Source organism: Syntrophomonas sp. UBA5494 (assembly GCF_002426325.1).
Genome location: NZ_DIPG01000104.1, coordinates 526 through 13,307, shown reverse-complemented (window position 1 = coordinate 13,307; position 12,782 = coordinate 526). Strand labels below are relative to the sequence as shown.

Below are 12,782 nucleotides of genomic sequence, written 5' to 3'. Positions count from 1 at the left end.
CCATCCACTACCACCGGTACGCGCCGGGCTGCAGCGCCTATAATGACACCGGTCAAGGCGGCGATTTCCAGTCCCCCTACTTTCTTCAGCACATCCAGCGGCTGGCCGGGATCGGGCTGGTTTAGCTCCAGGGCCTGTTTGATTACCGCGATTTTCTTGTGGCGGCCGCTGTCATCAAGTCCGGTGCCGCGGCCGGTGATTATATCCAGATCAACCCCGCTAAATACAGCCAGAATGGCGCTGCTGGGAGTGGTGTTTCCGATTCCCATCTCCCCGGTGGCCACCAGGGTCGCCCCGGCATCGATCTCAGCCTGAACCAGTTCTATTCCCACTTCAATAGCAGCCACTGCTTCAGCTTCGGTCATGGCTGCTTCCCGGGCCATGTTGCGGGTTCCCTCCCGGATTTTGCGAACATTGAGCCGGGGATGCTCAATGGCCGGACTCATCACTCCCACATCTGTGACCACCACTTTGGAGCCGGTATAGTTGGAAAAAACATTAATGGCGGCCCCGTTATTAAGGAAGTTCAGTACCATTTGCGGGGTGACCTCCTGGGGATAGGCGCTGACTCCTTCGGCCACCACCCCATGGTCGCCGGCCATGACCATAACCACTTTAGCCCCCAGTTCGGGGATAGTTTTACCCTGGATGGCGGCCAGGCGCACTACGATCTGCTCCATAATCCCCAGGGCGCCCAGGGGTTTGGTGAGATTGTCCAGGCGCTTCTGCGCTGCTTGCGCCGCTTCAAGGTTCGGTTCTCCAATACTCTGCAAGGTTGCTTCCAGTCGTTCCATTTGATAAAACCTCCTTTAGTATTAGCCAAAATTAAAAAGTCCCCAAGCCATTAAGGCCTGAGAACTTTACCTTCATTCTCAACCAGATGTTTTACAGGCAGGTTTCCTGACTCCCGGATCAAACGCTCCTTAGATACAAGCCAGCCTTCCCAGTTTCCCAGTGGCTATACGGCTTGGAACTCCCCGGTTACAGTGGCGGGTCCGTTCAGGTCTTGCACCTGATTCCCTATTATCCCCTAAAGGGGCACCCGAAACATGAGGTGATTCAATTTTTTTAATTATATACTTGCACATGAAATACTGACAAGCACAAAAATAATCCGATCTATAGAGTAACTGAATATCTCTCTTCCAAAATCAGCCCCGCTTCAGAGCTGCCAACCTGGTATTTTATGCATTCCAGACTGTTCAATACCGGCTCCAGCCGCTGTTCAATGGCCTGCGGCAACTCGGGGTCCGGGCTGAGCAGCCCCATGACCTTGATGATGTATTCGGTCTGATTGCCTTCCTTGATCCATTGCAGGGTGATATCAAAAACATCCTTCAGGGTCTGGGTCACATCCACTCCGGTAGCGGCGATGGAATAAGCGCGCCGTTCAGGCTTGCGGCAGCTCTCCTCACCCAGTTTGAAACTGCAGGTTTCCGTGCCACATCCCTGGCAGTGACCGCAGTTCAAGAAAAACAAGCTATCCGGATGCTGGCCTATAACCGCATAGCCCAGTTGATTCAGCATATCTGACAGAACCAGGTCCTGCAGGCTGAAATCTTCAGCCGCCATCCCGGCCGGCTTAAAGCGGGAAAGAAACTTGGCATAGATCAAAATACCGTAAGGGTATTTTACCGCTACCTCCGCCAAGGCCGGGGCGTAAGGCGGACAGCCCCCGGAGGCATAATCCGGGCATCCCTCCCGGCAGTAGCCGGTAATCCGGTCATAATCATGGCAGATTTCGGAAGAGTCGATCAATTTAAAGCCGATTTCAAGGGGATAGTTGTCTCCCTGCTTATCAGTGTATATGATCCACATAGTTCAACCTCCTGCATGGCGGTATTTTTCAATATATTTGACAACCGTCAGTTATATAACTGTTTATGGCGAATAACCGTCCCGTTCTGGGCTAGTGGCATGCAAACCGTCCGGTGCGGCAGTTGGGCTCGCTTCAATGTCCTCAGGCACAGGCTTTTTACGCCAATGAGTCAAGTCGTCGAAAAGGGTATAGATCACCGGCACCACCACCAGAGTCAACAAGGTGGAGGTGATCAGGCCTCCGATAGTGGCATGGGCCATCGGGGCCCGCCATTCGGCTCCTGCTCCCAGGGACATGGCCACTGGCACCATTCCCAGTATCATAGCGGTAGTTGTCATTAAAATAGGGCGCAGGCGGGTGGCGGCAGCCTCCCGCAAGGCTTGATTGCGTTCCACTCCCCTGGCCCGGGCTTGCTTGGTAAAGTCGATCAACAGTATGGCATTCTTGGTTACCAGGCCCATCAGCAAGATTACGCCGATCATGGAAACCAGACTCAAATCGCTGCCCATCAGGAACAAGCCCAGAATAGCTCCGACAATGGCCAGAGGCAGGGAAAACATGATGGAAAAGGGATCTATATAGCTTTCAAATTGTGCCGCCAATATGAAGAATATGAACAGAATACCTATCACCAGGGCTAAGCCCAGCGAATCGAATGTGTCTGCCATGCTTTCGGCATCACCTCCGGCATATACCCGATAACCGTCTGGCAGCTTGAGTTCCTCCTCCATGCGCTGGGCAAACTGCTTATTAAAATCTCCCAAAGAAATGCCCCGCAGATTGCCGATCAAGGCAATTTCACGGGAGCGGTCAAAGCGGTCGATAGAACGCGGGGAGGTGGAGAAAACCTGCTTGGTAAACTGACTCAGGGCAATATTACCGTTTGAGGTCGGCAAGTACACCCGGCTTAAATCGGAAAGGCTGCGGCGCTGTGATTCGTTGAGCTGCAAACGCACATCAATCTCTTCCCCGCCCTCTTTATACTGTGACACCACCCTCCCGGTGAACAGGGTGTAGAGGGTATCGCCGATATACCCGGTGCTGATGCCCAAATCCGCGGCTCGCTGCCGGTCTACCTCCAATCTGGTCTCCGGGCTGCCTTCCCGGTAGCTGTTGGAAACGTCAACTACCCCGGGGATGCTTTCCAGGATGCCCTGGGCCTTTGCCGCATATTCAGCCATTAGCTCTATATCATCTCCCTGAATACGATACTCCCAGGCGTATGTTTCAGCAATGGCAGTGTTGAAAAGCATGCTGGCGCTAAAACCAGGCTGGGTCTGCAATTGCTGCCGCATTTCCGCCGCGATGTCTTCCATACTCGCCTTACGCTGGCTCTTGTCGGTCAACTGCACAAAGATGCGGGCGTTCTCGGCTGAAGTGGAAACATAGGTGCTTAAAACCTGGGGATGACGGCTTATAATCTGATCCGCAGCTGCTGCTACCTGGGCGGCGGAATCCAGGGTGATCCCGGCATCCAAATCCAACAATACGCTGAACTCCCCGAAATCACTGTTGGGTACAAAACTGGAGCCCATGAACGGTATCACGAACAGGCTGCCGACGAATAACACTCCCGCTACTGCCAGGGTTTTGAGGCGATGCGCCAAGGCTGCGTCCAGCAGCAGCAGATATTGCGATTTGAACCATTCAAATCCCTGATCGAATGCGGTCAGGATCTTTCCGATTACTCCCCGATACTGGTCCTCACCCTCCTTGAGGTACCTGGAGCCCAGCAATGGAACCAGGGTGAAGGACACCAACAGGGAGACAAACACACTGAATATTACCGTCAGACCAAATTGCTTAAAAAACTGCCCTACCATGCCGGTCATCATACCTACGGGCAGGAACACCGCAATCACCGTAAAGGTGGTGGCCATAACCGCCAGGCCGATTTCAGCGGTGGCCTCCCGGGCGGCCTCTAAGGGGGTTTTGCCCAGGTGCATGTGCCGGACAATGTTTTCTATCACCACGATGGCATCATCTATAAGCAGACCTACCGACAGTGACAGGGCCATGAGGGACATGGTGTTCAGGCTGAAGCCCATAAACCATATCATCAGGAAGGTGGTGATGATGGAAGTAGGAATGGCCAGGGCGCCAATCAGGGTGCTGCGCCAGTTGCGCAGAAATAGGAAGACAGTCAAAACCGCCAGAATGCTGCCCTCAAAAAGGGTAATCAAAACACTATTTACCGCGGCCCGAACCCGCACGGAATTGTCCCGCACTACATTGATTTCGACCCCGGCGGGCAAATCCTGATTCAGCCTATTGATGGCGGCTCGTATGTCATCAGCGAGCTGTACCGTATTAATACCGGACTGTTTAACGATATTTAGTCCGATTACCGGCTGTCCCTGATAAAAGGCCCGGCTTTCCGGTGTTTTGACAGAATCCTTAACAGTTGCGATGTCTGTGAGCTTTATCAATATGCCCCCCCGGTGGGCTACGGGGAGGTCGGAGAATTCCTTGAGACTGCTTATTTCCCCTGCAGTCCGCACCGATACTGTCCGATCCTCGCTGTTAAGGTTGCCAGCCGGCACATCCATGTTTTCCTGCTGCAAAGCTGCCGCAACTTCAGCGGGGCTGATGGCGTAGGCGGAGAGCTTGTCGATATCCATATCAATATGGATTTCCCTCTGTTCATCACCGGAGACCTCCACCATCCCCACCCCGGAGGTGGTCTCCAGACGCGGCTTGATGATATTTTCGACCAGCTGGCTGCGTTCCAGCAACGAACCGTCACCGGTGACCGCCAGGGTCATAATCGGGGCCTGGGTGGGATCATAGCGGGAAATAACCGGTTCGTTGATATCCTGCGGCAGCTGATTGCGGATGGAGGCCAGCTTGTCACGCACATCCTGGGCAGCAATTTGGCTGTTGGTTTCCACCGTGAATTCCGCCCACACCATGGCGACATTCTCACGGGTCTCGGCATAAATGTGCTTGACCCCGGCGATCTGACCTATGGCCTCCTCCACTTTAACAGCCACATTCGCTTCCATCTGTTCCGGAGAGGCCCCGGGCTGGACAATGGTGACCGCCACAAAGGGAAAATCCACCTCCGGCCAATCATTGATAGCCAGCTGCAAATAACTGAACAGCCCCAGGGCCACCAGGGCCAGAATGCTTACCGTTGCTAGAACCGGACGTTTCAGGCTTAGATTGGTTAAGAACATGGCCTATACCCCCTGCTCCGGGACGATTTGGATGGGGTCGTTTTCTTTGAGCTGGTTGACGTTGCTGGTAATAACGGTTTGCCCTTCGGCCAGGCCTTGCTTGATTTCCACCCGGCCATCAAAGATCGCGCCGATTTCAACCGCAACCAATTTGGCCGTATTATCCTGGGGAACAAAAACGTAGAACTGCTCCTGTTTGGATGTCAAAGCCGCCTCGGGAACACATAAAATGCTGGTCGCTTCCCCGGTATGGATTACTGCGCTGGCAAACATGCCGGAACGCAATATGCCGTCCGGGTTGGGGACCTTGATTTTACACTGAAATATCCTGGCTTGAGGGTCTGCGGCGGGATTTACTGAAGTTAAAACACCTTTAAAGGTCTGACCGGGATATGCATCGACAGTGACATCCGCTTCCATTCCAGTTTTGATCTGTCCCAAATCAGACTGGCTTATGGAAATGATCACATAAACTTCGGCTAGATTCTGCACTTCCATTAAGGCTGTGCCTGGTGATACCATTTGCCCGCGGTTCACGCTGCGGTTGGCTGCCAAACCATCGATGGGTGAGGACACCCGGGTATTTTTCAAATCATCCCGGGAGTTGTTCAATGCAGCCTGGGCCTTGGAAACATCTGCTTCGGCAGCCGTCAAGGCGGCCTGTATATCTTCGAAATCCTTATCCGAGGCCGCTCCCGCCTGATGCAGTTGTTTCAGTCTCTCATATGCGGAGCGGGTGCTTTCTAATTGGGTCTGAGCCTGAACGAAAGAGGCTTGATTGACCTCTACCAGGTTGGCATAAGCTCGATCATCTATCTGAATCAAGGTCTGTCCGGATCTAATACTGGCACCGTTGTCGACATTCAAGCTTTCAACTATGCCGGCTACCCGCGCCGAGATCAGGATTTTTTCCACTGCGTCAATGGTGCCGCTCACATTGAGGTTATTTTGCCGGATCACCATTTCCGCTTGAGCCGTCCTTACCGACTGCGCCCCGGCATTGACGCTTTCCAGGTTCGATCGGCCCTGTATTTTATTGATCATAGCGGCTCCCAGGACTAGTACGACTGCCAGAACGATCAGCCACCATTTCCATTTAGATAACGGCATTATTTTCTCCTCCATGGCTTTTTCTTCTCTTATATTCCATCATAACCTCAATAAAGACAACCTCCTATTTAGTTGGATTCTGCTGTTATATCCTGGTATAATGCCGGGCTTAATTGCTTAACTAATTTAGATTGGCGGCACTTTGGGCCGGTTGATGGGAATAGCGGTATGATATTGATGTTATTAGGGCATGATTTCTTTATGTTCACTCTGACAGAATGAAGTCAAAGCAAAGGGTGGACGGCAGAAATTTATGATTTGGGGGAATATATTTCCCTGATTCGACTTTTGGAGGGATTTTACAGTTGATCGGTAAAGTAAAATGGTTTAGTGACAGCAAAGGCTTCGGATTTATCGAATCTGAGTCAGGACAGGATGTTTTTGTTCATCAGTCCGCTATTCAGAGCAGCGGTTTCCGCTCTCTGAGCGAAGGGCAAACCGTAGAATTTGACGTTACTACAGGTCCCAAAGGCCAGCAGGCTGCCAACGTGCATATCATCTCCTAAGCCCTCGGGGACAGTAGGAGGTTTTTGACGGACACAAGCGGGGACGGTTCTTGACTTGCGCGCAAACGCGCAAGTCAAGAACCGTCCCCGCTTGCGTCCCGTGTTCCTTTTTGGCTTATTCGATAGTAAAGGTTTGGCTGGCGCGAATGGTGTTGTTGACCATAAATACCAGTTTATATTGTCCCGGCTCTTTAAAAGAGATGGTGGCCCAATTGTAAGTCTTGGCCGGGTCGACGGTAATCGAATACTTGTTGATCACTTCCCCGCTCTGGGCTGACTCATATTGCAGTAGTATGCTCGAGGCCCCAAATGGCACGCCATTGTTAAAGCCATAATAAAACTGTTCTCCGGCCTTAAATTTGGTATCCGCCTGAGTAACCTGCCCGCTGCCTTCATCCCGACCTCTGCCTAAAATCAGGCTGGGCTGTTGAACAGCCGTTGCCGGTTCACCGGAAGCATTCGGCGGCAGGGTAGCGTTTGGTTTAACCGCCGGGTTTTTGGATGGCTCAGTTGGCGCTGCGGGCGGATCTTGCTGACCGGTTGATGGGTTCTCTGCCGGTGCAGCCGGTTCGTTAACGGCTGGAGCTGCAGCTGGTGCGGCGCTTTCCTGCGGTTTTGAAGCGCAGCCAGCCATTCCCAGTAAAAGACATGACAGCACTATCATAGCAGTCGTTTTTTGGGCGTTCTTCAATCTTATCCCTCTCTCTCTGAATTTGTAAGTGAATGCATAGCCTTTAAGGCAATGACCTTTAAACCTGGCTGATACATTATCTATATCTCTGCACATTACCTGCCACGATTGACCCATTATTTAGACGCAAAAACACCTGATATTATTTCAACAAACACATGGTTTATCCTGCCGAAGTAATATTTTAATGTCGTATCTTACGTAAACTTTGTATGCAATCATGCGCTTTCGACATTCCTTCATTTTACTGTCTGGCAGCATTTCACTCATGCAGGATTTTTCAGCCGGATTTATCCGGGCAATTCCAATCTATTTCATTTTTCGCTTACGTTCTTGGATTATTGTCGACAAAGTACTCAAATCAGGCAGGTATTTTCGAATAAATCACGAATTAATATTAACTGGAAGAATGGCATCAGCAGGCAGGGGGTCGTCTGATGTCCTTATTGTTATGAAAGGAGGTGTAAAGGTGGCTAACATCCAAGAAATCATTACTTTTTATCAGGGTAAACCGGGGGGAATTATAGAAGCCTATCATGCCGTGCAAAGGGAATACAACTATCTTCCTGAGGAAGCGGTTGAAACAGCGGCACGAGTCTTCGGTATATCTGCTGCCCAAGCGTTCGGCGTGGCGACGTTTTATTCGTACCTCTCCGTGGCCGAGCGGGGCCAGTATATTATTCGCATGTGCGAAAGCGCGCCATGTCATATTGCCGGAGCGGATATTCTCATCAAGGCCTTTGAAGATGCACTAGGCATCAAAGTAGGTCAAACCACAGCAGACGGCAAATTCACCCTGGAACTCACCGAATGCGTAGGACAATGCCAGGGAACTCCAGTCATTACTATCAACAGCATACCTTATGTAGATATGAACCCAGAACAAGTGCCAGCGGTGCTAGCCCTGTGCAAGTAAACTTAATAGGAAAGGAGGGAGTAAGATGGCTGCAGAAATGCGCATCGTTCTGCGCAACGCCGACCAAATCAATCCTGAGAAGATAGAGGATTATATTCAAGTCGGCGGTTATCAAGCCCTGCAAAAAGCTCGCAGCATGTCTCGTCAGGATTTAATCGCCGAGGTGAAGAAATCAAATCTGAGGGGTCGCGGGGGGGCAGGTTTTAATGCAGGCATGAAATGGAGCTTTGTTCCAGACGCCCCGGTCAAATATGTAGTATGCAACCTGGACGAAGGGGAACCAGGAACCTACAAGGACCGCACCATTGTCGAAAAAGACCCCCAGCGCCTGCTGGAAGGAATGGCAATATGTGGTCACGCCATTGATTCCAAACAAGGCTATATCTACTGCAGAGGGGAGTATCCCTATGTGGTGGACTTGCTGCGCCGCGCTATCGATCAAGCCCGCAACAGCGGAGTCCTCGGGGAATTCGATATTGAGGTCCGCATGGGTGGCGGTGCTTATGTATGTGGCGAAGAAACGGCATTAATCGAGTCGATTGAGGGCCACCGCGGGGAGCCTCGCTTTAAGCCACCATTTCCGGGCGTTTCAGGCTTATGGGCCAAGCCAACCGTGGTGAACAATGTTGAAACCTTTGCAAATCTTCCTGATATCGTAATGCAGGGGGGAGAATGGTTTGCTTCCATTGGTACCCCAAGCTATCCGGGGACCAAGGTTTTGACCCTGACCGGCGATGTGGTGAATCGCATCCCCATTGAAGTTCCAACCAGCACCACCATCCGCGAAGTGATTTTTGATTTTGGCGGGGGAATTCGCGGCGGCAAGAAATTCAAGGCGGTGCAAATCGGCGGAACCTCAGGGGGATTTATTCCCGAATCATTGCTGGATACGCCCATAGATGCCGATTCCATGCGAAATATCGGGGCTACCCTGGGCACCGGCGCTGTATTGGTCATGGATGAAACCCGTGATATTGTAGATGTCGTAACCCGCATTGCAAAATTCTTTGAACATGAATCTTGTGGAAAATGCAATCCCTGCAGAGAGGGAACTTTCCGTGCTTATGAGATTATGAAGAAGATAAACAAGAAGCAAGCGGCCCCGGCAGATTTGGATAAACTGGCCTTGTTGTCCCGGGTAATGCAAAAGGCGTGTCTATGTGGATTAGGGCAGGCAGCTCCCGGCCCGATCGTGACCACCCTGGAACATTTCAACGCGGAATATCAAGCCAGACTGCAAATCTAACGGAAAGGAGGGAAAGCCATGATTACTCTGACCATCAATGGCAGAGAGATACAAACTCCTCGTGGCAGCACTGTTCTGGATGCTTGCCAGGCTGCCGGCATACCTGTTCCCACACTATGTTATGACCCTGACCTCCGCCTGGCAGGCTCTTGCCGCATGTGTCTGGTGGATGTAAAGGGACGCCCCTTATTTGTGGCCTCCTGTGTGACCCCGGCCGAAAACGGCATGGTAGTGGAAACCGAAAGCCCGGCTATTATTGAAGCCCGCAAAGTCATTTTAGAGCTCCTGGCAGCCAGGCATGATTTCAATTGTCAGGTCTGCGAAAAGAACGGTGACTGCAAGTTCCAAGACTATTGTTATCAATACGGCATAAAAGAAAGCCGTTTCGAAGACGGCGGACGCCATGTATATCCTATTGACGATCCCAACCCATTCCTGGAAAGGGATTATAACAAATGCATTATGTGCACTCGTTGTGTCCGGGCTTGTGAAGACATTACCGTGGCCCGGGCTATAAATGTCAAAAACCGCGGCCATAATGCCAAGATTTCCACATCCTTTGACGGTAATTTGGCCGATTCCCCCTGCGTGTTCTGCGGACAGTGCGTAATGGTATGTCCGGTGGGGGCTTTAACCAGCAAGGTAAGCGCCGGAATGGGCAGATCTTATGAGGTAGACAAGGTGCTCACCACCTGCACCTACTGTGGAACCGGCTGCACCCTGGAACTGAATGTGAAAGATGACAAGGTTGTCGGAGTGACCTCTGACCGCACCCTGGAAGGCAGCCCGGTCAATAAAGGCGCACTATGCGTCAAAGGTCGTTTCGGCTGGGATTTCATTAACTCCCCCGATCGCTTGACCGCTCCACTTATTAAGGAAAATGGGGAGTTCAGGGAAGCCAGTTGGGATGAAGCTCTCGACCTGGTGGCCAAACGCCTGGGCGAAATCAAAATCCAGCACGGTCCCGATAGCATTGCTGTATTCAGCTCTGCTCGCGTTACCAATGAGGAGAACTACCTGGCGCAAAAGTTCACCCGCGCCGTCCTGGGAACCAATAACGTAGACCATTGCGCCCGTCTCTGACACTCCGTTACTGTCGCCGGTCTGGGGGCAGCATTCGGAAGCGGAGCCATGACCAATGCCATTGGCGAACTGGAAAAAGACGCCAACTGTATTTTTGTTATTGGATCCAATACCACCGAGAACCATCCTGTTATCGGGATGAAGATAAAACAGAACAAGCTTTATAACGGAGCCAAGCTGATCGTAGCCGATCCGCGCCGCACCGACCTGGCCGAGATAGCTGACGTATATATGCCGCATTTGCCCGGTTCTGACGTAGCCCTGGTCAATGCCATGATGAACGTCATTATCAGCGAAGACCTGGCCGACCAGGCTTTCATAGCGGAACACACCGAGGGTTATGAAGCCATGGCGGCAGTGGTGGAGAAATTCACCCCTGAATTCGCAGAACCGATCACCGGCGTACCCGCAGAGGACATCCGTGCCGCGGCCCGGCTGTACGCTCAGAGCGGTAACGCCGCCATCTGTTATGCCATGGGCCTTACCCAGCACCGCACCGGTACTGACAATGTAAAATCCGTCTGCAACCTGGCCATGCTTACGGGCAACATGGGTCGCCCCGGGACTGGAGTTGATCCCCTGCGTGGGCAAAACAACGTGCAGGGTGCATGTGATATGGGTGCTCTCCCGGTAGTGTATACGGCTTATCAGGCCGTCACCAATGAAGCCGTACGAACCAAATTCGAACAGGCCTGGGGAATAAGCCTGCCCAAAGAGAACGGCTTGGTCCTCACTGAAGTCATCAACAAGGCCCACCATGGCGAAATGAAAGCGCTTTATGTATTTGGTGAAAATCCCATGATGAGCGACCCTGATCTTCAGCATGTGGAAGAGGCCCTGGAAAAGCTCGACTTCCTGGTGGTGCAGGACATATTCCTCACTGAAACCGCCAAGTATGCCGACGTGGTATTGCCAGGATCCTGCTTCGCCGAAAAGGATGGCACTTTCAGCAACACCGAAAGAAGGGTGCAGCGGGTGCGCAAAGCGGTATCGGCGCCCGGACAGGCTCTCGCCGACTGGGAGATACTATGTGAAATCTCTTCCCGTATGGGCTATCCTATGAATTACACCGATGCTGAAGAGATCTTTGAAGAGATGCGCAAACTTACTCCCTCCTACGCAGGTATCAATTATGCCCGCCTGGAAAAGGGTGGTTTGCAGTGGCCCTGCCCCACTGAGGAGCACCCGGGTACACCATTCCTGCACAAAGACGGTAATTTCAGCAGAGGCAAGGGGGCTTTCACCGCTATCGACTATATCCCCCCGGGTGAACTGCCTGATGATGACTATCCTTTGATCCTTACCACGGGACGTAGTCTATTCCATTATCACACCGGAACCATGACGCGCCGTGCCTCAGCTTTGAACGCGCATATGCCGACAGCCGAACTGGAGATCAATCCGGTACTGGCCAAAGCGAAAGGGATCGGAAACGGCGAACTGCTCAAGATCTCGACCCGCCGGGGCAGCCTGGAAGTAACCGCCAAAGTCACTGAAATGGTGGCGCCGCAGGTGGTGTTTATGACCTTCCATTTCGCTGAAACTGCTGCCAACCGGTTGACCAGTGCTGAATTCCTGGATCCGGTGGCCAAGATTCCGGAGTACAAGGTATCAGCAGCCAAAGTAGAGAAAATTTAGCTTTGCTTAGAGAGAATATATGGGCTAAGCTGGATAAGCATTAGGGGATTATATGTTAGAGCTTCATTCGAGCGCTAAAACAAAAAAGGAAGGGGAAATTTGTAAATGAACTGTTTCGCACCCGGAGAAGTAGCGGGCAATGCCTGCAATATCAGCGCAGCTAAATCCAAGCTGTCGTTTGGCAAGTTGTTCATTCTCGGTATCCTGGCCGGGGTCTACATCGGCTTTGGAGCCAACCTGGCCACTGTAGTCGGCAACGACATTCCCAAGTTCCTGGGCAACGGCCTGGGTCAATTGTTTTTCGGCGCCGTATTCAGCACCGGCCTGATGCTGGTGGTTATCGGCGGGGCCGAGCTGTTTACCGGCAATAACATGTTTATGATGATCGGGGCCATGAATGGTTCTTGCAGCTGGGGAGACCTCTTAAAGAACTGGGTCGTGGTCTGGATCGCCAACTTCGTAGGATCACTGCTGTTAGTGTACATCGTGGCCGGCGGCTTTTACGGGGTAGGACCGGACGGCGCCATGGCCACGGGCTTGTTTAAAGGAGCCGTGGGGGCCAAAGCCCTGGCGGTTGCCAAAGGCAAATTGGAG

General features: G+C 52.1%; 10 protein-coding genes and 1 riboswitch. Of the genes, 5 read left to right on the top strand and 5 right to left on the bottom strand.

Annotation, left to right across the window (positions count from 1 at the left end; genetic code table 11):
• From cobT to B3W37_RS11745, 4 genes are all read right to left on the bottom strand, one after another.
• Positions 1-794 (bottom strand): nicotinate-nucleotide--dimethylbenzimidazole phosphoribosyltransferase (cobT, locus tag B3W37_RS11760; protein ID WP_483175893.1); only part of this gene is annotated, 794 nt, incomplete at its 3' end.
• Positions 795-873: 79 nt separating this feature from the next.
• Positions 874-1,061: riboswitch (cobalamin riboswitch) on the bottom strand.
• Positions 1,062-1,119: 58 nt separating this feature from the next.
• On the bottom strand, positions 1,120-1,818 hold the full coding sequence (locus B3W37_RS11755; RefSeq protein ID WP_483175892.1) for a DUF2284 domain-containing protein: 699 nt from the start codon (positions 1,816-1,818) through the stop codon (positions 1,120-1,122).
• Positions 1,819-1,881: 63 nt separating this feature from the next.
• Entirely contained in the window at positions 1,882-4,998 is a 3,117-nt protein-coding gene (locus B3W37_RS11750; protein ID WP_483175890.1) for an efflux RND transporter permease subunit, read from the bottom strand.
• A 3-nt stretch (positions 4,999-5,001) separates the two neighbouring features.
• The gene (locus B3W37_RS11745; RefSeq protein ID WP_483171789.1) at positions 5,002-6,108 is read right to left on the bottom strand and encodes an efflux RND transporter periplasmic adaptor subunit; all 1,107 of its coding nucleotides are present in this window, start codon (positions 6,106-6,108) and stop codon (positions 5,002-5,004) included.
• 305 nt (positions 6,109-6,413) lie between these two features.
• Here B3W37_RS11745 and B3W37_RS11740 point away from each other — a divergent pair, with 305 nt between their 5' ends.
• Positions 6,414-6,614 carry a cold-shock protein gene (locus B3W37_RS11740; protein ID WP_481043032.1) on the top strand — a complete coding sequence of 67 codons (201 nt, stop codon included), beginning with the start codon at positions 6,414-6,416 and terminating at the stop codon, positions 6,612-6,614.
• Between the two features lie 115 nt (positions 6,615-6,729).
• Here B3W37_RS11740 and B3W37_RS11735 read toward each other — a convergent pair whose 3' ends face one another.
• Positions 6,730-7,305 (bottom strand): hypothetical protein, encoded by a 576-nt coding sequence (locus B3W37_RS11735; protein WP_483175888.1) that lies wholly within the window; start codon positions 7,303-7,305, stop codon positions 6,730-6,732.
• A 469-nt stretch (positions 7,306-7,774) separates the two neighbouring features.
• On the opposite strand from B3W37_RS11735, the gene B3W37_RS11730 reads away from it, so the two are divergent.
• The 4 genes from B3W37_RS11730 to B3W37_RS11715 form a co-directional block, all read left to right on the top strand.
• Entirely contained in the window at positions 7,775-8,221 is a 447-nt protein-coding gene (locus tag B3W37_RS11730) for an NADH-quinone oxidoreductase subunit NuoE family protein (RefSeq protein WP_481041375.1), read from the top strand.
• Positions 8,222-8,246: 25 nt separating this feature from the next.
• The gene (nuoF, locus tag B3W37_RS11725; RefSeq protein WP_481041377.1) at positions 8,247-9,467 is read left to right on the top strand and encodes an NADH-quinone oxidoreductase subunit NuoF; all 1,221 of its coding nucleotides are present in this window, start codon (positions 8,247-8,249) and stop codon (positions 9,465-9,467) included.
• An 18-nt stretch (positions 9,468-9,485) separates the two neighbouring features.
• Positions 9,486-12,188, top strand: coding sequence for a formate dehydrogenase subunit alpha (fdhF, locus tag B3W37_RS11720; RefSeq protein ID WP_483171787.1), 2,703 nt, complete (start codon positions 9,486-9,488; stop codon positions 12,186-12,188).
• A gap of 105 nt (positions 12,189-12,293) precedes the next feature.
• The coding region (locus B3W37_RS11715) for a formate/nitrite transporter family protein (protein ID WP_483175886.1) at positions 12,294-12,782 on the top strand (489 nt) is incomplete at its 3' end.

Coding starts and splice junctions, on each gene's coding strand:
- B3W37_RS11755 (WP_483175892.1), bottom strand. CDS start 1,818: ATGTGGATCATATACACTGATAAGCAGGGAGACAACTATCCCCTTGAA.
- B3W37_RS11750 (WP_483175890.1), bottom strand. CDS start 4,998: ATGTTCTTAACCAATCTAAGCCTGAAACGTCCGGTTCTAGCAACGGTA.
- B3W37_RS11745 (WP_483171789.1), bottom strand. CDS start 6,108: ATGCCGTTATCTAAATGGAAATGGTGGCTGATCGTTCTGGCAGTCGTA.
- nuoF (WP_481041377.1), top strand. CDS start 8,247: ATGGCTGCAGAAATGCGCATCGTTCTGCGCAACGCCGACCAAATCAAT.